The following is a 24,087-nucleotide window of genomic DNA, read 5'->3' on the forward strand; positions in this document are numbered from 1 at the left end:
ACTATTTTGTCTCCTTTTTCGGTAAAAAGTCGTTTGTAAATGCTTGTTCTGCGTTAAATTCGCCCTCTAAAACTTTGTTGCTAGCCATCCATTTTGCGTAGTTTTCCCAAACAGTCAGCTTTTGCTCACCCCATTGAGTGGCATCGTCTTGATATTTATCTGCTAGCCATTCCTGACTTTTATGCACAAGCTCTTTATCTAAGTCAGGTACCGCTTCTAATAAAATATCAGCTGCCTCACTTGGATGACTTATCGCATATTCATAGCCCTTTGTAGTAGCAGCGACAAAGGCTTTTACCGTATCTGGATCATCCTTAATCATTTTTTCATTCGTAGCAAGTACAGGCGTATAATAATCAAGCTGATCGCTATAATCTGTTAAATAAAGCATGTTCAGCTTTTCACCACGAAGTTCTGCTTCAATGCCTGTCCATGCATAATAAATCCACGCAAAATCAATATCCTTTTGCATCATTGTGAAGAAATCTAAATCGCCTGCATTAACAATATCTAGCTTATTAATATCCGCATTTTCTGTTTGCATAAGTGATTGTAGGACAGCCTGTTCAACCGGTGCACCCCAACCACCATATGTTTTCCCTTCAAAATCTTTAGGTGACTTAATCCCTTTAGATGCAATTGACGCAAAGCCAGAAGTATTATGTTGAATAATCGCTGCAATTGATACTAAAGGTACATCCTGCACACGTGCCTGTGTAATTCCTTCCTGATAGCTTACACCAAACTGTGCCTTACCAGACGCCACTAGCTGATCAGCACCCGTTTCGCCAGGTAATAAAATCTCAACATCTAAGCCCTGTTCCTTAAAGTAACCAAGTTTCTCTGCTACATATAACCCCGTGTGATTTGTGTTCGGTGTCCAATCTAGCACGACCGATACTTTTTTTAATGCATTCGCATCGTTTTTATCCTTAGTATCTTTTGTCTCCTCTTTTTCGCTACAGCCCACAAGTGTTAAAAGCGCAGCCATTAGGATCAATAACCATTTTTTCATGCTGAATCCTCCTAGAAAGTAATTTGAAAGTGTTCATGAACGAATGTTTTAACCAGAAGAAAGCGTATCCACAGTCAGTATGCACCCAAGGTTATCGCGTATAACAAAAACATAAAAAAAACGCCTAGGATTCCCCCAGACGTTTTACAATCAGTATCAAAAACTTTCTTTTTTTGAATAGATGTTCCCTACGCTGGTACGAGCCAAATCAGGTTCAAAGGGTCAGCATCTATCGGACACAATCTCAGCTGGCAACTACCAGCCCCCCTACATTCTTTCCATATGAACTTTTCGTGATTATTATAACCATACCTATCTTTAAAAGACAAGGCTCTATTTCATATTTAATGTAAGGTCATTTCAGAAGGCAATGTGAAACACAGCATTTATTCTATAATAACTTTATATGTAAGTGTATACATTTGTGAGTACTCATTCGTTGTATAAGTGTAAGGAGGACCAACAATGAGAAAAGAAAACGAACTGACCTCCTATCTAATCCATTTAGGAGAGGAAGTGTTCAAACTATTACGAATGAAAGGAGCTAACAAAGAAGATGCAGAAGATATCATTCAAAACACCTTTTACAAAGTTTACACACTATTGGATGACCTAACTGAGACTAATCTGCGTCCATGGTTTTTTAGAGTAGCACTCAATCAGTATATTGACTTGAAAAGGAAAAAGGAGCATAAGAACATTTACATCACCAAGGAAATATATTCAAAGCTCCAACACATCGATGATCACTTTGATACGTTGCTAAATAAGGATGAAATTTTCTATTTATTAAAAGACATAAAAAAAGAATATAAAGAAATATTCTTTTTAAAGTATTACTATGATTTTTCATATGAAGAAATTGCTAATTTGTTAGATATTCAAGTAGATAGCGTCAAGCAAAAATTATATCGCGCACGTAAATGCATTCACTCAAAAATAGGAGGTACCTATTAATGAAAACTTCGTTAAATGTCGCTTTAAAAAAAGCTAAGCGAAAACAATTATTAAAAATTATCATCACTTCAATTATTGTAGTACTACTTCTCTGCCCTATCTTTTATAAAACCGGTAACTACTTTGCAGCAAAAAGTTCTAACACACTGCACGAACAGCTTTTTTTACATAATGCTATTGCTGAACCTAATATACAAATCGACTCTCAAGTAACTAGTAATTCTTCCATGTTTGGTGGAAACATTATCACAAACCGTTCGAAGAATATTAATGGTTATGTCGTTCCATGGAGCACGCTTACAAGTTCATACGGTTGGCTTCGCCTCAATATTGATACGAACGAGTTAGTACCAGGGTTTTATTGGTCTGATACAGAATACTATGAGTACGATAAACAGACAAAAACTAAATCAGCGACATTTTATCATCCATCCATTCAAAAATACTTTAACGATGTACCAAACGAACTAGGCGAAATTTCGCAACTGGAGAATCACGTTGCAGAAGTTGCCGTTTCTTTCAACAAACCTTATACATTACAAGAAATACAAGAGAAAATTCCTAGCAATTTAAACATCGTATGGTTATATATGACTTCCCGAATTACGGATGAAAGTAATGGACCTGCTGGTTTAGAGGTTTATGGCTTTGATCCAGCCGATTCACCGAAAGAGGCCTACGATGACTTTATTGATACACTTCAAGAATATGATGCGAATAAAAATGACGAAACCATCCAAGAGTTTTTAAATTCAAATAAAGATAAACGGTTTGAGGAAGTGAAAATTTTAGGGGTCATGCTCACTGGCAAAACAAATAATTTTAAAGCCTTAGAGAATCAAGATTTTATCCGTGGTGCTTCAGTAGGCGCCACTGCACCAATCGTTCCTTATATTAAGCCAGAAAAATAAAGTAAAAAGACCAGATATCAAAGGTCTGATCGATCCCTAGATTATTCTAAAATAAATCTAGAGTGAAAATTTTACTGTTATAGTATGATAACGTTAAAGTTTATTCAGCATTTAGAAGATGATATTGAACTACGGAAAGAGGAAAGTATCTTTTTCTTTTATCTGGCGTCTTATAATGCTAACGTATATGTTATTTCTGTAGGAATGTGATGAAACACTTCCCTTCATTTCTTAAAAATATTTTGTACAACATCATCAAACTGACATAGTAGATTTTTTGAAAACAACTATAAAATAGAGACCTTTCTGATTTTGGGAAAGGTCTCTATTGTTCTCCAAAAGTGTCGCAACTTACTATTAACAGGTTCGATACAGGGAGAAAACTTATATTACTTAGCATATTAATCAGTATTTGTTCACCTGTTGATTACTTGGTAGAGTAGCTTCTTTTAGAATATTTACTTTCCAAGAAATTATGGTAGTACTATCTCTGACATTATTTTCTTGGATGTTTGTCAACATTGATTTAATGCTTTCTTCATCTTTAGAATGAAAGAAAGCATGATCAATTGTTGTTGGGTTTGAATATGGTTCATTAGGGCATTCAATTAGGCCATCTGTGGTCAGAAATAAGCGGTTTTCCCCTTGTCTCAATTCTTTTATTCCCACACTGTAACAAGGTACCTCTTGTTCAAAAGTATTAACTTGTCCTATCCATTCATAGAATTGTCTTTGATTGATTTGATATTGACCTAGTGCAGATAGTTCTGGGTGAAATACATAAAGGACACAATCCCCAACAGAAAACCACCAAATATATTTATCTTTTCTAACAACAATCAAACAAGCGGTTTCTCCTTTAACATTTCGACAAGTAGATAAGAATTCCTTAGATTGAAACATACTTAATACCTTTTCTTCTACCATCTTAAAAGTTTTTTGAGTTGTCGACATAGACAATAAATGCCTTATTTGAGGTTTTTCATTTTCGAACAATGCTACTACTCTTTCGGCACTCTCGGCTGTGTTATGTGCATCTAAAACAATAACGAATTCCCAATCTTCTCTTTCGTTAAACCATACTAGGCATCCATCTTCGTTCTTATATTGTCCTGCATTCGAATTGCCGCCATATCGACCCACAATTATATGTTCTATATGCTGAATGTTTACTTGATCTACAAAGTTTTCTTGACTTCCAACCCAACTAAAATCTTTGAAGTGATCATTCATATTGATTGTTCTCTAAATATGTTTTAATTCGATTACAAAGTTCAATAACATCATTGTTGTCACCCATAGGTGCATCTTCCCAATCGTAAACTTCTATCGGTCCCCAATGTTCTTTTGGTGTATTAGGATAACGAGCAACTAGGTGCATATGAAGATGCGGAACAGAATTTCCTGAAACAAGTGAGTAAATATGCTCTGCGTTTTCGGCTTCCTTTAGAGCTTTGCTGACTCTAGCCATTATGACACCGAATGCTTTTGCTTCTTCTACTGTCATTTCAGCAAGTGTCGGTACGTGTCTTTTTAGGTCAATCATAATATGACCTAAATAGTTAGGTTTTCCATTTCGATCAATGTGTCCTACATATACATATTCGTCTTCATAAATCATAACTCCAGAAGTTTCAATATTTCCAACGTGTTTATTGCAAATAAAACAGTCATTCATATGAATAATCCCCCTTTTTTTGGTAGTTATAGAATTATAATATAAAAAACGTTGCATTTGCACAATTTTCTAAATATTTTTCCCTCCATGAAAAAACACCACCAAGTATGGTGATGTTATCTCAAATTAAAATCAATTGGTATTATTTCTCTTCTTTTTTTACTGTTAACACATGTGAAATGGCACCGTCTGTAGCAATATCTACTTTAAAGGAGCCGTTTGAATGACGATCTGCTCGAGTCAATGCTTGAACATCGAGAATCTCTTGCACACCTTTTTCTGTTTCAATTATTACTTGTTCCTCTTCAGTCGCCTTTACAACAGAGACGATACGGTGAGGATTCGCTTTTAATTCTGTTAACACTTTTAAGCCGCGTTTCGCACGACTTGTCATCTCTACTTCAGCTACATTCATTTTCTTCACAGCACCACGTTGCGTCACAATGACAACATATTCAGTGTTATTTGGCTGCAAGATATTGACCCCGATTAAAGCTTCTCCCTCTTTTAGCGTAATCCCTTTTACACCGCCTGTTTTGACGCCTGTTACTGGTAACTCCTCAATTGGGAAGCGAATCGCATAAGCTGTATCTGTCGTTAATAATAATTCCGCTTCATCTGTGACGAAATCCGCAAAAATCATTTCATCTCCTGCTTTGACATTCATCGTTTTAATCGGCTTCGAATAACGAGTTACAGCATAATCTGCTAGAGGTGAGCGTTTAATTTGTCCATCTTTCGTAGCTGTTAAAATATACGTATTGGCTTGTTCGAATGTCTCAAAACCGTATACAGCAAGAATAGATTCGTCTTCGCCAGTCGGCACAATACTTGAAATATGCTGACCAAGATCCTTCCAACGAATATCTGGTAGCTCATGGACAGGCTGATAAATGTAATTCCCTCGATTTGTGAACAGCAGTAAATGATGCTGCGTATTTAAGTTTTCCTCATATAATAAATAATCGGAATCTTTCATCGCAAAATCCTGGCCATTCGATGCTGCGTGTGAGCGTGTAGATGTACGTTTAATATAGCCATCCTTTGTAACTGTAACAACGACTTCCTCACTTGGTACAAGAACATCTAATGTAATTTTGATTTCTTCAATTTCTCGTTCAATTTTCGAACGACGTGGCTCTGTAAAACGTTTTTTAATATCAAGCAATTCTTGTTTAATGACACGTACAAGTTTTGCTTCGCTATTCAGAATGCCTTCAAGCTTGGCAATGAGTTTATTTAACTCATCTTGTTCATGGCGAAGCTCTGTAATATCCGTATTCGTTAAACGGTATAGTTGTAAGCTTACAATTGCCTCTGATTGCACTTCTGTAAAGTCAAACTTCACCTGTAAATTCGTTTTCGCATCTCGTTTATCGTTGGAAGAACGAATCGTTGCAATGACTTCATCTAAAATAGATAGCGCCTTAATTAATCCATCAACAATATGTGAGCGATCTTTAGCTCTTTGCAAATCATAAATGGAGCGGTTTGTCACGACTTCCTTTTGATGGGCAATATACGCGTCCAGTAACAATGGCAATGTCATCATTGTCGGACGACGATTATGGATAGCAATCATATTAAAATTATAAGCTACTTGTAAGTCAGTTGTTTTGAATAAGTAATTTAAAATACCTTGTCCAGGTACATCTTTTTTCAGCTCAATCACAACGCGTAAGCCTGTACGATCTGATTCATCACGAATTTCCGCAATTCCTTCAAGTCGCTTATCCACACGCTGTTCATCAATTTTCTTCACAAGGTTTGCTTTATTAACATCATACGGCAATTCTGTAATAACGATTTGCTCTTTGCCACCCTTGATTGGTTCAACAGCTGCTTGAGCACGCACAATAATTTTGCCGCGGCCTGTCTCATACGCTTTCTTAATGCCATCGACACCTTGGATGATACCACCTGTTGGGAAATCAGGCCCTTTGATGACGGTCATTAATTCATCAATCGTAGCATTCGGGTTATCCAAGCGCATTAGAACGCCGTCTAGCACTTCATCTAACGCGTGAGGCGGGATATCTGTCGCATAGCCGGCAGAAATACCTGTCGAGCCGTTAACCAGTAAATTAGGGAAACGCGCTGGTAAAACAGTTGGCTCCATATCTTGATCATCAAAGTTCGGCACAAATTCAACGGTTTTCTTGCCAATATCACGTAGCATCTCGGCTGCAATGGCAGAAAGTCTTGCCTCTGTATAACGCATCGCTGCAGGTGGGTCACCATCAACAGAACCATTATTACCATGCATTTCAATGAGCATATGACGTGCCTTCCAATCCTGACTCATACGTACCATCGCTTCGTATACGGAGCTATCACCGTGTGGATGGTAGTTACCAATAACATTACCGACTGTTTTGGCTGATTTACGGAATGGTTTATCATTCGTATTCCCCTCTGTAAACATCGCATATAAAATACGACGTTGTACAGGCTTAAGACCGTCACGTGCATCAGGCAACGCGCGGTCTTGAATAATATATTTACTATAGCGACCAAAGCGGTCACCCATTACTTCTTCTAAAGGTAAATCTTGAAACTTTTCCGTACTACTCATGCTTGGCCCTCCTCTTGTTGGATGAATTCATTGTCTAAAATATTAGAATCATCCTCCATACCGAAGTTGACATTGGCTTCGATCCATTTTCGGCGTGGTTCAACTTTGTCGCCCATTAATGTTGTGACACGTCTTTCAGCACGTGCACCATCTTCAATTGTTACGCGAATTAATGTCCGCGTTTCAGGGTTCATCGTCGTATCCCATAGCTGGTCAGCATTCATCTCTCCAAGACCTTTATAACGCTGTAATATGTAACCCTTTCCAACTTTTTTAATGGCTGTTTGTAAATCACTTTCGGTCCAAGCATATTCAATCACTTCTTTTTTACCAGTACCTTTTGACACTTTATAAAGCGGCGGTAATGCGATAAATACCTTTCCTGCTTCAATTAATGGTCGCATATAACGATAGAAGAACGTAAGTAGCAGCACTTGAATATGCGCTCCATCAGTATCCGCATCGGTCATAATCACGACTTTATCATAGGATGAGTCCTCAACTGAGAAATCTGTTCCAACGCCTGCACCAATGGCATGAATGATCGTTGAAATTTCTTCATTTTTCATAATGTCCTGAAGCTTCGCCTTTTCCGTATTAATAACTTTACCACGCAATGGTAAAATCGCTTGGAACGTACGATCTCGCCCTTGTTTAGCAGAACCTCCTGCAGAATCACCTTCGACTAAATACAGCTCGTTTTTTGCAGCATTTCGAGATTGTGCAGGTGTTAGTTTTCCAGAAAGAATCGTACTGCCTTTTTTGCTTTTCTTGCCATTTCGTGCATCTTCACGCGCTTTACGAGCCGCTTCACGTACTTGTTGCGCACGAATAGCTTTTCGTACAAGCGATGCAGACAATTCAGCGTTTTCTTCAAGTACATATAAAATTTGCTCTGAGACAACACTATCTACCGCCGAACGGGCCTCACTCGTCCCAAGCTTACCCTTTGTTTGGCCCTCGAATTGTAGTAAGTGCTCGGGAATGCGAACAGAAACAATCGCTGCTAAGCCCTCTCGAATGTCTGTCCCTTCAAGATTCTTATCCTTATCTTTTAACAGACCAATTTTTCGTGCATATTCATTAAAAACACGCGTCAACGCTGCTTTGGCACCCGTTTCATGTGTCCCGCCATCTCGCGTACGAACATTGTTAACGAATGAAAGAATTGTTTCTGAATAGCCGTCGTTGTACTGGAAGGCGAACTCTACTTCAATTTCATCTTGAATCCCTTCCACATACTTTACAGGATGAAGTACATCTTTCTCCTCATTCAAATACGCAACGAAAGCTTCAATGCCGTTCTCATAAAAGAAAACATCACCTTTGCCTTCCTCGCGTTCATCGATTAACTCAATTTTTAAGCCTTTTAATAAAAATGCTGACTCGCGTAAACGTTCTGCAAGCGTATCATAATTATATTTTGTCACCGAGAAAATCGTGTCATCCGGTAGAAAATGGACCTGTGTTCCTGTCTGTTTTGTTTGTCCGATTTCTTCAAGTGTCGTCACAGGATGTCCACCGTTTTCAAAACGTTGTCGATACTTTTTACCGTCGCGGTGAATCGTCACTACTAAAAAGGAAGATAAAGCATTAACAACTGAAGAACCTACACCATGTAAGCCACCGCTCGTTTTATAGCCGCCTTGTCCGAATTTACCACCAGCGTGTAGGACGGTAAAGATAATTTCAGGAGTTGGTTTACCCATCTTATGCATCCCAGTGGGCATTCCACGGCCGAAGTCTCGAACGCTAATACTTTGGTCTTTATGAATAGTGACGATGATATGAGAACCAAAGCCAGCCAGTGCTTCATCCACCGCATTATCTACGATTTCATATACAAGGTGATGAAGTCCACGGCCATCTGTAGAACCGATATACATGCCAGGTCGCTTTCGTACCGCTTCTAATCCTTCTAATACTTGAATGGCGTCATCATTATAGACGCTTGGTGACTGTTTATTCGCCAAATATTTCCCCTCCAAAAAACAAACGCATGTTCTATTTATGTTCTCTTCCTAATAATAATAGCATTTCTTGTCAATAGCTAGTGGCAGGTCCAAAAAATTTTTAAAAATCCTTCACAACTTTTACTTTTTTATAGAATCATTTGCCATTATTGCTTCAGCTGTCCAATTTCCTTGACGCAGGCAATAAGTTTTAGTTGCATAAATACTGATGACTAATTGCTAACTGTCAACCGCATAATGGTTTTAATATCTTCATACAGAAGCTTTTCAATACCCACTGTAAAATATTCAGGTATGTTAATAACAATGTACTTCTTCCATTCCGCGAAATTAAAGATAGACTTCTATTCTACCAAAGGAACGGGTGAATGACAAAATTGCCATTTTACCTATATTTTAGACGCTCGGCCTACTGGAAATACTCATGTCAAAAAACCTAACTTATGTTCGAATAAACAGATAGAAATCTTTAAAATACATTTATCTTTTGTATTGAATTCAAGATACACTAGGAAATCTCCTTCATTGCATTGTAGATTAGAGAGAAAAAGTGTAAAATACTTGTTACATATTATTAGTACCAAGTTATAAATGAAAGGAGTCCAGCTATGCTTAATGGACTTATTATTTTATGTGCTTATCTAATCGGCTCTATACCTTCGGGATTATGGATAGGCAAAATTTTTTATAAAACAGATATTCGTGAACATGGTAGTGGGAATTTAGGGGCGACGAATACATTCCGTATTTTAGGAAAAAAAGCAGGAATAGTTGTCACAATTATGGATGTTTTAAAAGGAACAGCTGCAGTATTACTCGTATCTCTTCCTGTTTTTTCTGAAGTATCCATTCACGCATTAATTCTTGGACTTATAGCGGTTGTTGGTCATATGTTCCCTGTCTTTGCGAGTTTCCGCGGAGGGAAAGCTGTGGCAACATCAGCAGGAGTTCTCTTAGGCTATTCATGGCCTCTATTTGTTTTACTATTTATTACTTTTTTCGTTACATTAAAACTAACGAAAATTGTCAGCTTAACTTCTATGATTGCCGCTTTAGTAGCACTAATTTATTCAATCGTTTATTATTTTGTTACAGGTGATATTGCTTTAGGTTTTTTAGTAGCATGTTTATTTAGCTTTATCATTTATCGTCACCGAGCAAATATTGTCCGCATTAAAAATGGGACAGAGCCAAAGGTGAAATGGCTGTAACGAAGAAAGGAGCATTCTATTGAATATTGCACTAACAGATGAAGCCCTACAATGGTTTAAACGAGAGATGGAAGTAGAATCCGGAGATACGATTCGTTTTTATGCAAGATATGGTGGTTCCAGTCCCTTTCACGAAGGCTTTTCACTTGGAATGACTCGTGAAGAACCAATCGAAATTGGTGTTAAGACAGTTTTTGACGATGTCACCTACTACATCGATGAAAAAGATTTATGGTTTTTCAATGATCACAATTTACATGTAGATGTAGATGCTACAATAGATGAATTAAAGTATGATTATCGCAAATAAAGCAGTGTTTCCTTCGTTTATACGAGGGAAATACTGCTTTTCTTTTTCCTATGATTTATGTTTATTCCATCCCATACTTAGTTTATCTCTTCTGAAAGTTGTACATTCTATAGGTAGTGAACGCAAACTTGAGGAGGCAAGAAAAATGTCCATTTCTAAAGTTACGAATACCTCCCAATCAAATTCAAACAATGACCTACTGTATAGCTCATTATCTCAAAATATGAAGGTGATTAAACATACACTTGGGAATAGTAATGATATTATCATACGAGAAATTTCGATTGGTAAAGCTGAAAAAAATACAGTAACAAGTGAAATTACAATTGGTAAAGCTGAAAAACATGCGATGGTGATGATCAGTATTGATGGTTTATCCGATAAAACAACCATTTCTGATTCTGTGATTGATAAACTGATACAAGAAGTTGAAGAAGCTCAAAACCCAGACGTAGAGACTATAAAACAATATGTAAAAGAAACTTGTTTAACAGTCGGCGATGTCAATGAAATTTCGAATTTCTCAACACTTTACAATTCTATTTTGAATGGAGATACAGTCATCTTATTAGATGGTGTTTCGGCAGGCATCGTGACAAGTACAAAAAGCGCAAAAGATAGAGCTATTACTGATCCATCAACTGAATCGGTTATTAGAGGTCCGCGCGAGTCCTTTACAGAAACATTACGTACCAACACCGCCCTCATCCGTCGAAAAATTAAAAGTCCAAATCTTTGGATAAAGTCTCGTGTTATCGGTGAGGTTACTAAAACGGATGTTGCGGTTATGTATTTAAACGGCATTGCCAATGACAAAATAGTAGCAGAGGTTCTTGCGCGATTAGATCGTATTAATATTGACGGAATTTTGGAAGGTGGCTATATCGAAGATTTTATTCAAGATTCTAAATTCACTATATTCCCAACTGTCTATAATTCTGAACGACCTGATGTCATTGCGGGAGAACTATTAGATGGTAAAATTGCTATTTTAGTGGACGGTACACCCTTTGTGTTAATTGTACCTGCTCTTTTTACGTCCTTTTTACACTCTGCTGAAGATTACTATCAGCATTGGATCATTAGTTCTTTAGTACGCATATTAAGATTTTTTGGTATTAGTCTTGCATTAGTGGCACCTTCACTCTATGTGGCCATCACAACTTTCCATCAAGAAATGCTACCAACACCGATGCTCATCAGTATCGCATCTCAACGAGAAGGAGTCCCCTTCCCTGCAGTTGTCGAAGCACTCATGATGGAGCTTGCCTTTGAAATACTACGAGAAGCGGGTCTTCGAATGCCAAGAACTATTGGTCCAGCGGTATCTATTGTAGGAACTTTAGTCATCGGTCAAGCCGCTGTAGAAGCAGGGATTGTCTCAGCTGTAATGGTCATTATTGTTGCATTAACAGCGATTTGTAGTTTCTTGTTCCCTGCTTATGGCTTATCGAATACCATTCGTCTTTTACGTTTCCCATTAATGATATTAGCAGCGATGTTAGGTTTATTCGGCGTGATGTTTGGGATGATGATGATCATTATTCACTTATGTAGCATTCGAACTTTTGGTGTTCCTTATTTAAGTCCATTTGGGCCATTAATCTTAAAGGATCAAAAAGATGCTTTAGTATTGTTTCCTCGTAGAGCCCTATTAACTCGACCTAGTTTAATCAGTCAAAAAAACAATGTTAGAGGGCATAAATTTTTTAGTGTTAAAAAAAGGAATTAACAATGATATACAAGCGAGGAATGGACCATGTCAAAATATAAAACGATATGCTTACTTTTGATGGTTACCTTATTTTTAAGTGGTTGCTGGAGTAAACGTGAACTCAATGAATTAGCAATTGTCTCTGCACTAGGAATAGATAAAGTAGACGATGAATTTGAAGTCACTGTTCAAATTGTGGTTCCTGGTGAAATTTCATCAAAAGCCCCTACTAGCGGTCGATCACCTGTTATTACCAATTACGCAAAGGGCAAAACGATCTTCGAAGCTATTCGAAAAATGACAACATTATCGACTAGGAAGATTTATTTCGCCCATACACAAGTAGTTATTCTTGGAGAAGAATTAGCGAAAGAAGGCATTAGTGAGGCATTAGATTTAATCTCTAGAGATCATGAATTCAGAAATGATTTCAATGTTATTATCGCTCACGAGACAACTGCAAAAGAAGTCTTAAATATATTAACACCTATTGAAAAAGTGCCTGCCAATAAATTGATCAATTCACTTAATACATCTGAAAAAGCTTGGGGTTCAACGATTGCCATTAATATTGATGAATTAGTAAGTACTTTAAGTAGTTCTGAAACAAGTCCAATCCTTTCTGCCATTGAAATAAAAGGAGATGCGACATTAGGAATGGGTGCAACCAATGTTGATAAAGTAAAAACGCCAGTGGTATTAAAGTATGCCGGATTAGCAGTATTCAAAAAAGATAAATACATTGGGCTTTTAACAGAAGAAGAAAGTAAAAGCGTAAGTTTTTTAAGTGACAAAATAAAAAGTACGATTGAAATTATTGCTTGTCCTAAGGGAGGTACATTAGCAACAGAAATTACAAAATCCAAGACAAAAATAAAGGGAAAGTTTGAAAAAGGTACGCCAAAAATTAATGTTCATATAGATGTTGAGCAAAATGTCGGAGAAGTTGAATGTACTATTAACCTTACTTCCCAAAAATCGATTGATTACGTAAATAAAAAAACTGAAGAACTTATCAAAAAACAAATCGAAAAATCCATCAGTACAATTCAGCAAACTTATCGATCCGATATTTTGGGATTTGGTGAGGAACTACATCGCGCAGACCCTAAAAAATGGAAAAAAATCAAAAATGATTGGCCAACCATGTTCCAAGATCTAGCGGTTAACGTTGAAGTACATGTCAAAACAAAAGGACTAGGAACAATGCAAAATTCAATATTGAACAAAAAAAAGAAGGAATAAGCTATGTTAATAACAATTTTCATACTCATTATTTCAATTGTTATTGCCTTTGCTTTTATTCCTAAACTTCAAAAAAATAACGAAACGAAAACGCTTGTTATTTTTTCGATTTTTTTATTCATCGGTACTGCATTAAATATTGGCATTGCTTTAAATCTCAAAATTCCAAGCCCAACAGACTTGATTACCTTTATCTTTACTCCAATTAGAGAGTTCATCGTTTCACTGTCAAAATAAATGAAGTAACTTTAAAAAGAAGGGGTAGTTCATGATGGAAAAAGAAATCATTAATTCAAGACAATTTACAATCATTACCCTTCTTTTTACAGTTGGTACAGCCATATTAATTATCCCTTCAAGTGTAACAAGTGCAGCAAAGCAAGATGCATGGATCGCAACAATCATCGGTGTCGGTTTAAGTTTCCTCTTAGTGAAGCTACTCGTTACTTTAGGAAATCAGACTCCCACACTTACATTTACAGAGGCGAATGAAAAAATACTAGGTCGTTTTTTTGGAAAACTGACCGCAATTGGCTTTATCCTTCTTAGTTTTTTTGCTGCAGGCGAATTATTATATTTTATTGGGACTTTTATGTCTACAGAAGTGATGCCAGAGACGCCTTCTATGGCTTTTTCATTGCTATTTGGCATTATCATCATTTATGCTGCATACCAAGGAATCGAAGTCTTTGCGCGTTTAGCAGAAATACTTTTTCCGGTGTTTATCTTGGTTTTTATAATTTTTGTAGTTTGTATATCACCATTAATCAATTTTGAAAATGTACAGCCCATTTTGGAAACTTCAAAAAAATCATTATTTATAAGTGTTATTCGATTTATGAGTATTTGTTCATTCCCCCTTGTCGTGCTATTAATACTGTTCCCTTCCGCTGTCAATGTTCATAAATCAGCACAAAAAGGATTTTATATTGGCACAGCTATTGGAGGCATTGTTTTAATTATCATCGTCACACTATGTATCCTTGTCCTAGGTCCAGAACTTACCTCTAATCGGACATTTCCTAGCTATGCATTAGCGCAAAGAGTTTCAATTGGGAATTTTTTACAGCGTGTTGAAGTGATTATGGCAGCCATGTGGATCTTATCTATTTTTATTAAAACGTTTATGTATTTTTATGCCTCCGTTATCGGCATAGCGCAAATATGTGAAATCAAAGATCATCGTCCGCTCATTGTGCCAATCGGAATGACTATTATTGGCCTTTCGCAAATTATTCATCCTAATATCGTTCATTCAAATATTTATAATAAAGAAATTTTTCCTTTGTTTTCTGGTACTATTGCAATTTTGTTACCGATTATTCTACTAATCGCCGCGAAAATTCGCAATATTAATGGTAGTCAAGGGAATGAAAATGTTACAAACTGTAATTGTTGTCCACAGAATGCAAGTGGTAGTAATAACGGTAATACTTCTAATAACGCTAGTAATAACAACTGCCAAAATGCTGTACAGAATGGAAGTAATTGCAATTGCGGTAATGCTTCTAATAATGCTAGTAATAGCAACAGCCAAAATGCTACACAGAATGAAACTAATAGCAATAGTGGAAGTGCTACTAATAATCCAAACGATAGCAACGGTCAAAACGCTGTACAGAGTGGAAGTAATTGCAATAGCGGTAATGCTACTAATAATGCAAATGATAACAACAGCCAAAATGCTCCTGATAATGCTAGCAATAGCAACAGCCAAAACGCTGCTACTAATACAAACAAGAGCAACAGCCAAAACGCTACTACTAATGCAAACAATAACAACAGCCAAAATGCGGCTACAAATACAAGCAATAACAACAGTCAAAATGCGGCTACTAATTCAAGCAATAGCAACAGCCAAAATGCGGCTACTAATGCAAACAATAACAACAATCAAAACGCTGCTACTAATGCAAACAATAACAACAGCCAAAATGCTGCTACTAATACAAACAATAACAACAGCCAAAATGCTTCTAATAATGCAAGTAATAGCAACAGCCAAAATACTTCTACTAATGCAAGTAATAGCAACAGCCAAGATACTTCTACTAATGCAAGCAATAGCAACAGCCAAAATGCTGTACAGAATGGAAGTAATTGCAATTGCGGTAATGTTTCTAATAACGCTAGCAATAGCAGCATCCAAAATGCTTCTACTAATGCTAGCAATAGCAACAGCCATAATGCTTCTACTAATGCAAACAATAACAACAGCCAAAATGCTTCTAATAACGAAAGCAATAGCAACAGCCATAATGCTTCTAATAACGAAAGCAATAGCAACAGCCAAAATGCTGTACAGAATGGAAGTAATTGCAATTGCGGTAATGTTTCTAATAACGCTAGCAATAGCAGCATCCAAAATGCTTCTAATAACGCAAGTAATAGCAACAGCCAAAATGCTTCTAATAACGCTAGCAATAGCAACAGCCAAAATGCTTCTAATAACGCTAGCAATAGCAACAGCCAAAATGCTTCTAATAACGCTAGCAATAGCAACAGCCAAAATGCTTCTACTAATGCTAGTAATAGTAACAGCCAAAATACTGCAAAGAACAAAAGTAATACAAACAGTCTAAATGATTCAATCAATGAAAATCCGTCAGAAAATTAACAACATATTAGGATAAAAAAAGATGACCATGAAATGATCAAGGTCATCTTTTTACTTTACTTGCCATCGAGAGTTTACAGAACCCATGAACTAAATATGATATTCAAGTTCATCAACGAAATCCCATTCATATGGTGTTTCTTGGTAAACGTAATAGTTCAACCAGTTTGAAAATAATAAATGAGTATGAGCACGCCACGTATTAATCGGTTCATTTAATGGATCATCACTTGGGAAGTAATTCACTGGAACCTCAATATCCAATCCTTTTGCGACATCACGACTATATTCATCTGCTAATGTAGTCGCATCATATTCAAGATGTCCTGTAATCATAATGTTTTTATTATCCTTTGATTGCACAATAAAGACACCAGCATCTTCTGAGTAAGATAGTAATCGTAAATCAGGATGGTTGCGTACTTCGTCAATAGAAACAGAAGTATATCGTGAATGTGGAGCCGTAAATAAATCACTGAAGCCACGTACTAAGTCCACTGTTAAATCCGTAATGACATGGGAATAAACTCCTGAACATTTAGCGGGAAGCTCAATTTTGCCGATACCGTAATGATGGTATAACGCTGCTTGTGCACCCCAACATATATGAAGGACCGATGTCACGTTTTCCTTGGACCAATCCATAATTTCTGCAATTTCCTGCCAATAGTTCACGTCCTCAAAAGCCATTTTTTCAACTGGCGCACCCGTAATAATCATGCCATCATAGCGACGATGGCGAATTTGATGAAAGGTCGTGTAAAATAGCTGTAAATGTGATTTGCTCACATTTTTCGATTCATGTGTGGCTGTGTTTAAAAATGTAATATTAACTTGTAGCGGTGTATTACCGAGTAATCGCAGTAATTGTAGCTCCGTTTTTTCTTTTTCTGGCATCAAATTTAAAATTAATATATTTAACGGACGGATTTGTTGAGTTTTCGCTCTATCCTCTTCCATGACGAAGATTTTTTCCTCACGTAAATGTTCTCCAGCTGGTAAATTTTTTGGAATATTAATTGGCATCTTGCATTCCCCTCTCTTGAATTTCTCTACATATAAAAAATTTTAGTAGTCGATCTAAATTAAAAAAATCCCCCTCATTCCATTTGAGATAGAATGAGAGGGATTTTAACCACGTTCACTCTTATCTCTCAAAGGACAAATCCTTTGCTGGAATTAGCACCTTTCTAACATTTGTTAGAGGTTGCTGAAGCGTCATCGGGCCAAATCCCTCAGCTTCTCTTGATAAGATTATTTAATTAAAAAGAATTGTAACATGAACAATTAAGAATATCAATAATACATAGAATATTTTGTTATTAGCATGCATGTTCTTCTCTAAATTGATGAACACTAATCTTGATGTAAATCATGTTGACGCTATGAAATATTATGGTAAACAAGCCGTAATTATGTTACCATATATCTTTAGTAATAGAGAGGAACGTGAAAAGTTTGATTAAAATTGAATTTCCAAAACCAGATTTAGTGATTCGCCAACGCGAACAAGATTTAAAGCCAGGTGATGTACCAATCACACCGTACCATGGTTTTATTGATTTCCATAAAATCACACGTGAAAAAGGTGGCATTTTCTTATTCTACAACGAAGAAAACGAGCTATTATTTGTAGGTAAAGCACGTAAAATTCGTCAACGAATTAAAAAGCATTTTGAGGACAATGTGTCACCGATGAAAAATCATCGTAATGAAATTTTCAAAATTGAAGTGTACGAAGTGGAAGATCCAATGGAACGTGAAATTTACGAGACATACGCGATTAATTCATTCCGTGCTAAATACAATGTCGATAAAGTATTTTATTAATCTTTAGCAAAAAAACCGAAATCTCCTTTAAGGGGTTTCGGTTTTTCTTTAGGTGTATTCTTCCTATAAACCTGTTATTACATGATTAAAATGTGTGGACTTACCGTTTATGTACACCTCGATAATTTCCTGTTCAGGGTCTTTTATAATTTTATAAACATATTGTTCAGCAACATCATCGGATGGATTCGTTTCTTCTATTTTTATTTTTAATGTGTCTCCCTGTACCTCCAAATCAGCATGTGCCATTCCTTTCAAATAAAAATCAATGTAAAAAGTATCTTTTCCATCACTGATTAATTGGAGCTTATCATCGGAAATTATTTTCTTTCGCACTTCATCTGGAACAACAGCAATTTCACTAATACTTAATGTGGAAGTATTACATGCCCCTAAAATAGTTAAGGTAAACATGAATAAAATGATGATTTTTTTCACTATGTATCCCCGCCTTCTTATAACATCCATAATTATACTTATTTATTATATTTCAGGCTCATACCATAACGTATGGTTGATTGCTGTTCCGACTTATATACAAAACATACGTCTTTACAAATGAGGTAGTTTTATAAAAAAGATTGATCATTTGAGTTGTATCTATATAGTAAAATTTAAGCGGGTTATGAAGAAATTCAAAAAAATATATTGACAAAATAATTTTTTTCTGTAAAATGAAAAACAATTCAAAAATATTTGTATAGAACAAAGGCTATGAAAAGAAATAGTATCAATTATTTTTACGAACAGAAAGTTACCGGTTGATGAGAGGTGCATGTAAAACGATTGAGAATTCATCTTGGAGCTGTGTACCGAAAGGATCATTCTAAGTAGGCTACGCCGGCAAGCACCCGTAATCATGTGCGAGAGTATCGTCAAATGACCGTACTTCTTAAGGTAAGTAATGTGAATTGCTTATAAATTAAAGGTGGTAACACGAGTTGAATCGTCCTTTTGGTAAATCCAAAAGGGCGTTTTTTTTATTCCTTTTTTGAGCAAAGTATTTGAAAATCTAAACGTATGAGGAGTAAGACATTATGAAAGACAATCATCAAGATTCACAGCTAAAGCGCGGATTAAGTACTCGTCACATGCAATTAATTGCACTTGGCGGATCCATTGGGGTCGGTTTATTTTATGGTTCTAGTTCAACGATTCAAATGGCTGGGCCATCTATTTTACTTGCTTATTTAATTGGCGGATTAGTTATTTTCACAATTATGCGTGCATTAGGCGAAATGGCAGTAGAGGAACCTGTATCAGGCTCGTTCAGTACGTACGCGAATAAATATTTAGGACGCTTTGCTGGGTTCTTATCTGGTTGGACGTATTGGTTCATGTGGATTGTCGTTGGCATGGCAGAATTAACAGTAGTCGGTGTATACATTAACTACTGGTTCCCTGATATTCCACAATGGGTATCTGCCCTTGTAGTACTTATTATTATGACGCTTGTAAACTTAGCAAATGTAAAAGCTTACGGAGAATTCGAATTCTGGTTTGCGATGATTAAAGTTGTTGCGATTATCGGTATGATCGTTCTAGGATTAGCCATTATTTTCTTCGGTGTGGGCAACCACGGTGAAGCAATTGGCTTCGATAATTTATGGGCACACGGTGGCTTCATGCCAAACGGTTTCCATGGTATTTTAATGTCACTAGTATTAGTTATGTTCTCGTTCGGTGGGGTTGAATTAGTTGGTATTTCTGCAGGAGAAGCAAAAAACCCTAGCAAGTCAATTCCTTCAGCTATTAACAACATCGTTTGGCGTATTTTAATTTTCTACATTGGTGCATTAGGCGTTATGATGGTTATTTATCCTTGGAACGAAGTTGGTTCAGAAGGTAGCCCGTTCGTTCAAATTTTCGATTACGTCGGCATCCCTGCTGCGGCTCACATTATTAACTTTGTTGTAATTACAGCAGCAATGTCTGCGTTTAATAGTGGTTTATACGGTTCAGGACGTATGCTACACAACTTATCGGTACAAAAAAATGCTCCAAAATATTTTAAAACAGTAAGCAAAAATGGTAGTCCGCGCAGAGGGATTTTATTTTCTTCAGCGGTGTTATTAATTGCGGTTGTCTTAAACTATGTAGTACCTGAAAAAGTGTTCATCTATATTTCTGCTGTTGCGACTGTTGCAGTCATTACAAGCTGGATGATTATTTTATTAGCACAATTAAAATTTAGAAAGTCAAAAACGAAAGAGGAAGTAGCCGAACTGAAATTCAAAATTCCGCTTTATCCACTTTCTACGTATATTGCCATTGCATTCTTATTAATGGTTATTGTGTTAATGGCGTTTATTCCAGATATGCGTGTTGCTCTAACCGTCGCACCTGTTTGGTTTTTAATCTTATTTGTAGGATACAAAGTAATGAATGTTAAAAAGTAGTTTAATCATTTCATTTAACTGATACTTCTTTAACGAAGACATATATTAAAAAATCCTTTTGGTTAACTCGATTGGTTACATCTATCTCAAGATTAATAATTTTTATACACTAGTAAACGTTAATACGTTCCCAAATGAAAGTTTGGACATACACCAAAATGCCACGAATGTTGTGATATCAACGTTTCGTGGCTTTTCCTATGAACATTATTTATACAGCTTTTTATGCAAGAAGAGCAAACACTGGATACATCAATATTTACACGTTTAGGGCTTACACGTTATTTCTAAACATTGTAAGTCTGTATTTTTCTGGCGCTACCCTTTTTGTAGTATTTTTTTGAAGACTTCTAATGTGGAAATGAATTTCCACGAGGAGAATGTAAAGTGCTTGTTAAGCAATCGGGCGCGATTGTTGAGCAACACCATGACGAAATGATCAAACTTTTAAAAAAACGAAACTAATATTTGCTGATAAGGAATCCATTTTGATCAAACTTTATTTCAAAGCAACAAATGTCATCCACAACTTTTGGTGATTAGCCATTTTTCACATAAAAATAAAAGAATCTGCGCACCATCTAAATAAATATCTCAGATGTCTTACAGATTCTTTTTTAATACCATTTTATTTACTCTACGAAAAAGGCTTTACGTTCTTTTGTAATCCATTCCTCAAGCCCCTTATCATCACGCTTTAACAAACGATTGACAAGGACGTCATGCCATATATAATCCTCTAATAAATAAATATGAACTGGATCATTTGTAATAAATGCCATTTCTTGATTGGACGGTGAATGGCCGTAAATCATTTCCTGACCATCTACAGATAAAATAAACCAATGGGGCGTGGAAGCTTTCCTCGTATATTGCGTAATACGGTGCTGGTCAATGGAAGCTTCATTATCCTCCACATATAAGGTAATCCCATGAACAGGAATATGCTTTGCCACCTGATGAATGTCTTCCCGTAACGCATCGTACATATCTTCCCACATCGATAAAATAACCTTTTTTTTCGCTTTTTTGATTAATGATTGACAGTAATTGACGATTGCCTGTTTCCCTTTTAGCATGACAACCTTATGTTCCACTTCTTGCTCTTTCGTTTCTAATTTTTCTAATTGAGTACTAATCGACGTAAAACTCGATTGCCAACGTTGCTGAATTTGCTGTAAAAACACAGCGACAGGAATGGAAGAGTAAGTCGTTTGATCTGTCGTTTCTTCTTTCAGTACTAGCCCTTTTTCAACAAGTACACCAAGTATGTCATATATTCTAGCCCGTGGAATACCTGAGTTTTTGCTCACTTGATAGGCACTTACATGACTATTTTGTACGAGTGCTGTATAGGCCTTTGCTTCATATTCTGTAAATCCCAGTTCTTTTAATTGGGCGATTAATGCATCCATCCAATTCCTCCATAACTATATTTCGGGCTCCTCACCATAAGTGTGGTTGATTTCCATTCCCACTGGGCGCTTTCATAGGGGCGTCCGATGAGCCACTTGGGCCTACACAATGTAGGTCAAGAAAGCATTATCACGGGATGTGATGCTCTTAACCTTCGTTCCTCTATCGATGATCCCTAAGAAGTCACCCAGTCTCCACACCAATCAACCTATATCAATTTCGCTTTGGCGTAATTGCGTCCAGATTATGAAAAAAACGCTTATTTTCGGGTGTACAAATAGTTCCTGTAATAAGCTCTATAATAATTACCAGACAGGTCTTATTTTCGTTGGTAATTCACCTTCATTTATTTCATAAACTAATTTACTTAAATCTTCTTTGAGCATTTGTAGTCGTTCCACACCTATTTTTTTAATCCACTGTTGCTCAATCTCATCCAGTATCTTCTTTTTTGCATTAACTACTAACCAACCTCGTTCGGTCAAAACAATAATTTTCCCTCTCTTATCAGTGGGATGAGCTTTGCGCATTACATAATCACGTTGCTCAAGATAATCCACCATTTTGCTCACAGCTTGCTTAGTAATGCCTAAATATTCGGCTATTTCTATACCTGTAGCTCCATTGGGAATGATGCTTTTAAACATAAAGCCATGTACAGGTCTAATATCCTCAAATCCCAATACACTCAATCTGTCATGCAGTTCATTAATTGATGTGCTAAAGGATAATGATAAAAGTGATGTAAGATCCAACTCATTAAATCCTTCATGATTCATACTTAAACCCTCCTCAAACAAAGTCAATTAGGTTGACTTTATTTGAAACACATTGTACTATACACAATGTAGTCAATCAAGTTGACTATAATTCGATTACAAAAGAAATAGGATACACCCAAACAAATTTAGCAAATTAATCAAATAAATTATGGAGGTTTCCATGAATACTATCGTTAAAGTTAGAGCAAGTGTATTTATACCAATGTCTTGGACTGAACCTAAGAAGGATACTCAAACAGGAAACGTGATTCAATTTGAAGGTGACTCACGTGAATTTACACCATATGCTGTAAACGCAATGCGTTCCAGAATTGAACAAGAAGTGGTTGTAGATTTTTATAAAAAAGACATATTCACATATGCAAATACAGGCATAACAACGGAAAGAATTATAACTCCCGATGGATCCGTTATTAAAAAAACTGGAAAAGCTAGTACTGACGGTATTTTGTGTACTGATATTAAATGGGGATCAGATGACGTCAAATTTCAAATGAGTGCTAGTGCCAGCAACCCATTAAATGTATATGCACCTCCCGTTGATTATCTATTAACTGTACATGTCAAAAAAGATGGTACTGTCGATATTCACGGTGAACATGACGGATTCCCTTGTTTTGAATTTTATAAGCAAGTAAATTTTGGTCCGTTTGAGAAAATTCATACACATGACTTCAGAGAAACTGGTGATACTGCTGAAGCTCTAGGTGGAGACATGGAGTATAGTTTCACAAAGAAATTGTAAAGATATATGGTTCCCTATTTAAAACAACATAAGAGTAGCACCAGGAGGAAAAGAAAATGACAACAGTTTTATTTGTAAAAGCGAACAATCGTCCCGCAGACCAAGCGGTGAGTGTGAAATTATATGAAACATTTTTAGCAAGCTATAAAGAATCACATCCAAATGATACAGTGGTAGAACTTGATTTATACAATGAAGAATTGCCATATGTAGGAGTAGATATGATTAATGGTACATTCAAGGCTAGTAGAGGATTAGATTTAACAGTACTAGAAGCAAAAGCTGTTGCTGTCGCTGATAAATATTTAGATCAATTCCTTGCAGCTGATAAAGTTGTGTTTGGTTTCCCATTATGGAACTTAACAATTCCAGCTGTATTACACACTTATATTGATTATTTAAACCGCGCGGGCAAAACATTTAAATATACACCAGACGGTCCAGTAGGTCTAATTGGAGATACGAAAATTGTATTATTAAACGCGAGTGGCGGTGTCTATTCTGAAGGACCAAAAGCAGAGTTAGAAATGGCTGTTAAATATGTAGCAAGCATGATGAACTTTTTCGGTGTAAAAAATCTAGAGAAAATAGTGATTGAAGGTCACAATCAATTCCCTGATAAAGCGGAAGAAATTATTGCAACAGGACTTGAAAAGGCTGTTAAAGTTGCAAGTATTTTTTAATTAGTCAAAACTATCACTCTTTATGG

The 24,087-nt window shown here is 36.3% G+C and carries 21 protein-coding genes, 2 riboswitches and 1 other annotated feature; of the genes, 12 read left to right on the forward strand and 9 right to left on the reverse strand.

Annotated elements, in window-relative coordinates:
* Position 1: 1 nt before the first annotated feature.
* Entirely contained in the window at positions 2-1,015 is a 1,014-nt protein-coding gene (locus BFJ97_RS09005) for an ABC transporter substrate-binding protein (protein ID WP_068984308.1), read from the reverse strand.
* Between the two features lie 168 nt (positions 1,016-1,183).
* A riboswitch (TPP riboswitch) is annotated at positions 1,184-1,294 on the reverse strand.
* Positions 1,295-1,480: 186 nt separating this feature from the next.
* Here BFJ97_RS09005 and BFJ97_RS09010 point away from each other — a divergent pair.
* Both BFJ97_RS09010 and BFJ97_RS09015 read left to right on the forward strand, forming a co-directional pair.
* Complete coding sequence (locus BFJ97_RS09010; RefSeq protein ID WP_068984309.1) at positions 1,481-1,972, forward strand: RNA polymerase sigma factor; 492 nt, start codon at positions 1,481-1,483, stop codon at positions 1,970-1,972.
* Positions 1,972-2,883, forward strand: coding sequence for a sigma factor regulator N-terminal domain-containing protein (locus BFJ97_RS09015; RefSeq protein ID WP_068984310.1), 912 nt, complete (start codon positions 1,972-1,974; stop codon positions 2,881-2,883). The genes BFJ97_RS09010 and BFJ97_RS09015 overlap by 1 nt, the downstream gene beginning before the upstream one ends.
* 405 nt (positions 2,884-3,288) lie before the next feature.
* On the opposite strand, the gene BFJ97_RS09020 is transcribed toward BFJ97_RS09015, so the two are convergent.
* The 4 genes from BFJ97_RS09020 to parE form a co-directional block, all read right to left on the reverse strand.
* On the reverse strand, positions 3,289-4,116 hold the full coding sequence (locus BFJ97_RS09020; RefSeq protein ID WP_083226970.1) for a protein phosphatase 2C domain-containing protein: 828 nt from the start codon (positions 4,114-4,116) through the stop codon (positions 3,289-3,291).
* Positions 4,109-4,561 carry an HIT family protein gene (locus BFJ97_RS09025; protein WP_083226971.1) on the reverse strand — a complete coding sequence of 151 codons (453 nt, stop codon included), beginning with the start codon at positions 4,559-4,561 and terminating at the stop codon, positions 4,109-4,111. The genes BFJ97_RS09020 and BFJ97_RS09025 overlap by 8 nt, the downstream gene beginning before the upstream one ends.
* 142 nt (positions 4,562-4,703) lie before the next feature.
* Complete coding sequence (gene parC / locus BFJ97_RS09030) at positions 4,704-7,136, reverse strand: DNA topoisomerase IV subunit A (protein ID WP_068984312.1); 2,433 nt, start codon at positions 7,134-7,136, stop codon at positions 4,704-4,706.
* Complete coding sequence (gene parE / locus BFJ97_RS09035; RefSeq protein ID WP_068984313.1) at positions 7,133-9,109, reverse strand: DNA topoisomerase IV subunit B; 1,977 nt, start codon at positions 9,107-9,109, stop codon at positions 7,133-7,135. Before parE ends, parC begins: the two co-directional genes overlap by 4 nt.
* 608 nt (positions 9,110-9,717) lie before the next feature.
* Between parE and plsY the strand changes: the two genes are divergently transcribed.
* The 6 genes from plsY (at position 9,718) to BFJ97_RS23545 (ending at position 16,206) form a co-directional block, all read left to right on the forward strand.
* Positions 9,718-10,320, forward strand: a complete 603-nt coding sequence (gene plsY, locus BFJ97_RS09040; protein ID WP_068984314.1) for a glycerol-3-phosphate 1-O-acyltransferase PlsY — start codon at positions 9,718-9,720, stop codon at positions 10,318-10,320.
* Positions 10,321-10,339: 19 nt separating this feature from the next.
* A complete protein-coding gene (locus tag BFJ97_RS09045) occupies positions 10,340-10,630 on the forward strand; it encodes a HesB/YadR/YfhF family protein (protein ID WP_068984315.1) in 291 nt (96 codons plus the stop codon).
* Positions 10,631-10,775: 145 nt separating this feature from the next.
* Positions 10,776-12,362, forward strand: a complete 1,587-nt coding sequence (locus BFJ97_RS09050; protein WP_068984316.1) for a spore germination protein — start codon at positions 10,776-10,778, stop codon at positions 12,360-12,362.
* A gap of 27 nt (positions 12,363-12,389) precedes the next feature.
* The gene (locus BFJ97_RS09055) at positions 12,390-13,589 is read left to right on the forward strand and encodes a Ger(x)C family spore germination protein (RefSeq protein ID WP_068984317.1); all 1,200 of its coding nucleotides are present in this window, start codon (positions 12,390-12,392) and stop codon (positions 13,587-13,589) included.
* A 3-nt stretch (positions 13,590-13,592) separates the two neighbouring features.
* Entirely contained in the window at positions 13,593-13,826 is a 234-nt protein-coding gene (locus BFJ97_RS09060) for a hypothetical protein (protein WP_068984318.1), read from the forward strand.
* 31 nt (positions 13,827-13,857) lie between these two features.
* Complete coding sequence (locus BFJ97_RS23545; protein WP_254660142.1) at positions 13,858-16,206, forward strand: GerAB/ArcD/ProY family transporter; 2,349 nt, start codon at positions 13,858-13,860, stop codon at positions 16,204-16,206.
* Positions 16,207-16,296: 90 nt separating this feature from the next.
* Here the strand turns inward: BFJ97_RS23545 and metA are convergent, their stop codons facing one another.
* A complete protein-coding gene (metA, locus tag BFJ97_RS09075; protein ID WP_068984321.1) occupies positions 16,297-17,232 on the reverse strand; it encodes a homoserine O-acetyltransferase MetA in 936 nt (311 codons plus the stop codon).
* 118 nt (positions 17,233-17,350) lie between these two features.
* Positions 17,351-17,461: riboswitch (SAM riboswitch) on the reverse strand.
* Between the two features lie 203 nt (positions 17,462-17,664).
* Here metA and BFJ97_RS09080 point away from each other — a divergent pair.
* Complete coding sequence (locus BFJ97_RS09080; RefSeq protein ID WP_068984322.1) at positions 17,665-18,036, forward strand: nucleotide excision repair endonuclease; 372 nt, start codon at positions 17,665-17,667, stop codon at positions 18,034-18,036.
* Positions 18,037-18,099: 63 nt separating this feature from the next.
* On the opposite strand, the gene BFJ97_RS09085 is transcribed toward BFJ97_RS09080, so the two are convergent.
* Positions 18,100-18,474 carry a hypothetical protein gene (locus BFJ97_RS09085; RefSeq protein WP_068984323.1) on the reverse strand — a complete coding sequence of 125 codons (375 nt, stop codon included), beginning with the start codon at positions 18,472-18,474 and terminating at the stop codon, positions 18,100-18,102.
* A gap of 267 nt (positions 18,475-18,741) precedes the next feature.
* Positions 18,742-18,993, forward strand: a binding site (T-box leader).
* A gap of 80 nt (positions 18,994-19,073) precedes the next feature.
* On the opposite strand from BFJ97_RS09085, the gene BFJ97_RS09090 reads away from it, so the two are divergent.
* Entirely contained in the window at positions 19,074-20,435 is a 1,362-nt protein-coding gene (locus tag BFJ97_RS09090) for an amino acid permease (protein ID WP_068984324.1), read from the forward strand.
* 632 nt (positions 20,436-21,067) lie between these two features.
* On the opposite strand, the gene BFJ97_RS09095 is transcribed toward BFJ97_RS09090, so the two are convergent.
* On the reverse strand, positions 21,068-21,850 hold the full coding sequence (locus tag BFJ97_RS09095; protein ID WP_068984325.1) for a TrmB family transcriptional regulator: 783 nt from the start codon (positions 21,848-21,850) through the stop codon (positions 21,068-21,070).
* Between the two features lie 306 nt (positions 21,851-22,156).
* Positions 22,157-22,630: a MarR family winged helix-turn-helix transcriptional regulator gene (locus BFJ97_RS09100; RefSeq protein WP_068984326.1), complete on the reverse strand. Its 474-nt coding sequence runs from the start codon at positions 22,628-22,630 to the stop codon at positions 22,157-22,159.
* Between the two features lie 163 nt (positions 22,631-22,793).
* Between BFJ97_RS09100 and BFJ97_RS09105 the strand changes: the two genes are divergently transcribed.
* Together BFJ97_RS09105 and BFJ97_RS09110 are read left to right on the forward strand one after the other, a co-directional pair.
* Positions 22,794-23,378: a DUF3238 domain-containing protein gene (locus BFJ97_RS09105; protein ID WP_068984327.1), complete on the forward strand. Its 585-nt coding sequence runs from the start codon at positions 22,794-22,796 to the stop codon at positions 23,376-23,378.
* A gap of 56 nt (positions 23,379-23,434) precedes the next feature.
* Positions 23,435-24,061, forward strand: a complete 627-nt coding sequence (locus BFJ97_RS09110) for an FMN-dependent NADH-azoreductase (RefSeq protein ID WP_068984328.1) — start codon at positions 23,435-23,437, stop codon at positions 24,059-24,061.
* Positions 24,062-24,087: the final 26 nt, after the last annotated feature.

This window comes from Lysinibacillus xylanilyticus (assembly GCF_001708185.1).
GTDB classification, from domain to species: domain Bacteria; phylum Bacillota; class Bacilli; order Bacillales_A; family Planococcaceae; genus Lysinibacillus; species Lysinibacillus xylanilyticus_A.

Excerpts from the sequence above, each read along its gene's own strand:
- BFJ97_RS23545 (WP_254660142.1), top strand. The coding sequence starts at position 13,858 with ATGATGGAAAAAGAAATCATTAATTCAAGACAATTTACAATCATTACC.
- BFJ97_RS09020 (WP_083226970.1), bottom strand. The coding sequence starts at position 4,116 with ATGAATGATCACTTCAAAGATTTTAGTTGGGTTGGAAGTCAAGAAAAC.
- metA (WP_068984321.1), bottom strand. The coding sequence starts at position 17,232 with ATGCCAATTAATATTCCAAAAAATTTACCAGCTGGAGAACATTTACGT.
- BFJ97_RS09010 (WP_068984309.1), top strand. The coding sequence starts at position 1,481 with ATGAGAAAAGAAAACGAACTGACCTCCTATCTAATCCATTTAGGAGAG.
- BFJ97_RS09110 (WP_068984328.1), top strand. The coding sequence starts at position 23,435 with ATGACAACAGTTTTATTTGTAAAAGCGAACAATCGTCCCGCAGACCAA.
- BFJ97_RS09005 (WP_068984308.1), bottom strand. The coding sequence starts at position 1,015 with ATGAAAAAATGGTTATTGATCCTAATGGCTGCGCTTTTAACACTTGTG.
- BFJ97_RS09100 (WP_068984326.1), bottom strand. The coding sequence starts at position 22,630 with ATGAATCATGAAGGATTTAATGAGTTGGATCTTACATCACTTTTATCA.
- BFJ97_RS09090 (WP_068984324.1), top strand. The coding sequence starts at position 19,074 with ATGAAAGACAATCATCAAGATTCACAGCTAAAGCGCGGATTAAGTACT.
- BFJ97_RS09095 (WP_068984325.1), bottom strand. The coding sequence starts at position 21,850 with ATGGATGCATTAATCGCCCAATTAAAAGAACTGGGATTTACAGAATAT.
- BFJ97_RS09050 (WP_068984316.1), top strand. The coding sequence starts at position 10,776 with ATGTCCATTTCTAAAGTTACGAATACCTCCCAATCAAATTCAAACAAT.
- plsY (WP_068984314.1), top strand. The coding sequence starts at position 9,718 with ATGCTTAATGGACTTATTATTTTATGTGCTTATCTAATCGGCTCTATA.
- BFJ97_RS09105 (WP_068984327.1), top strand. The coding sequence starts at position 22,794 with ATGAATACTATCGTTAAAGTTAGAGCAAGTGTATTTATACCAATGTCT.
- parC (WP_068984312.1), bottom strand. The coding sequence starts at position 7,136 with ATGAGTAGTACGGAAAAGTTTCAAGATTTACCTTTAGAAGAAGTAATG.
- BFJ97_RS09015 (WP_068984310.1), top strand. The coding sequence starts at position 1,972 with ATGAAAACTTCGTTAAATGTCGCTTTAAAAAAAGCTAAGCGAAAACAA.
- BFJ97_RS09055 (WP_068984317.1), top strand. The coding sequence starts at position 12,390 with ATGTCAAAATATAAAACGATATGCTTACTTTTGATGGTTACCTTATTT.
- BFJ97_RS09025 (WP_083226971.1), bottom strand. The coding sequence starts at position 4,561 with ATGAATGACTGTTTTATTTGCAATAAACACGTTGGAAATATTGAAACT.
- BFJ97_RS09060 (WP_068984318.1), top strand. The coding sequence starts at position 13,593 with ATGTTAATAACAATTTTCATACTCATTATTTCAATTGTTATTGCCTTT.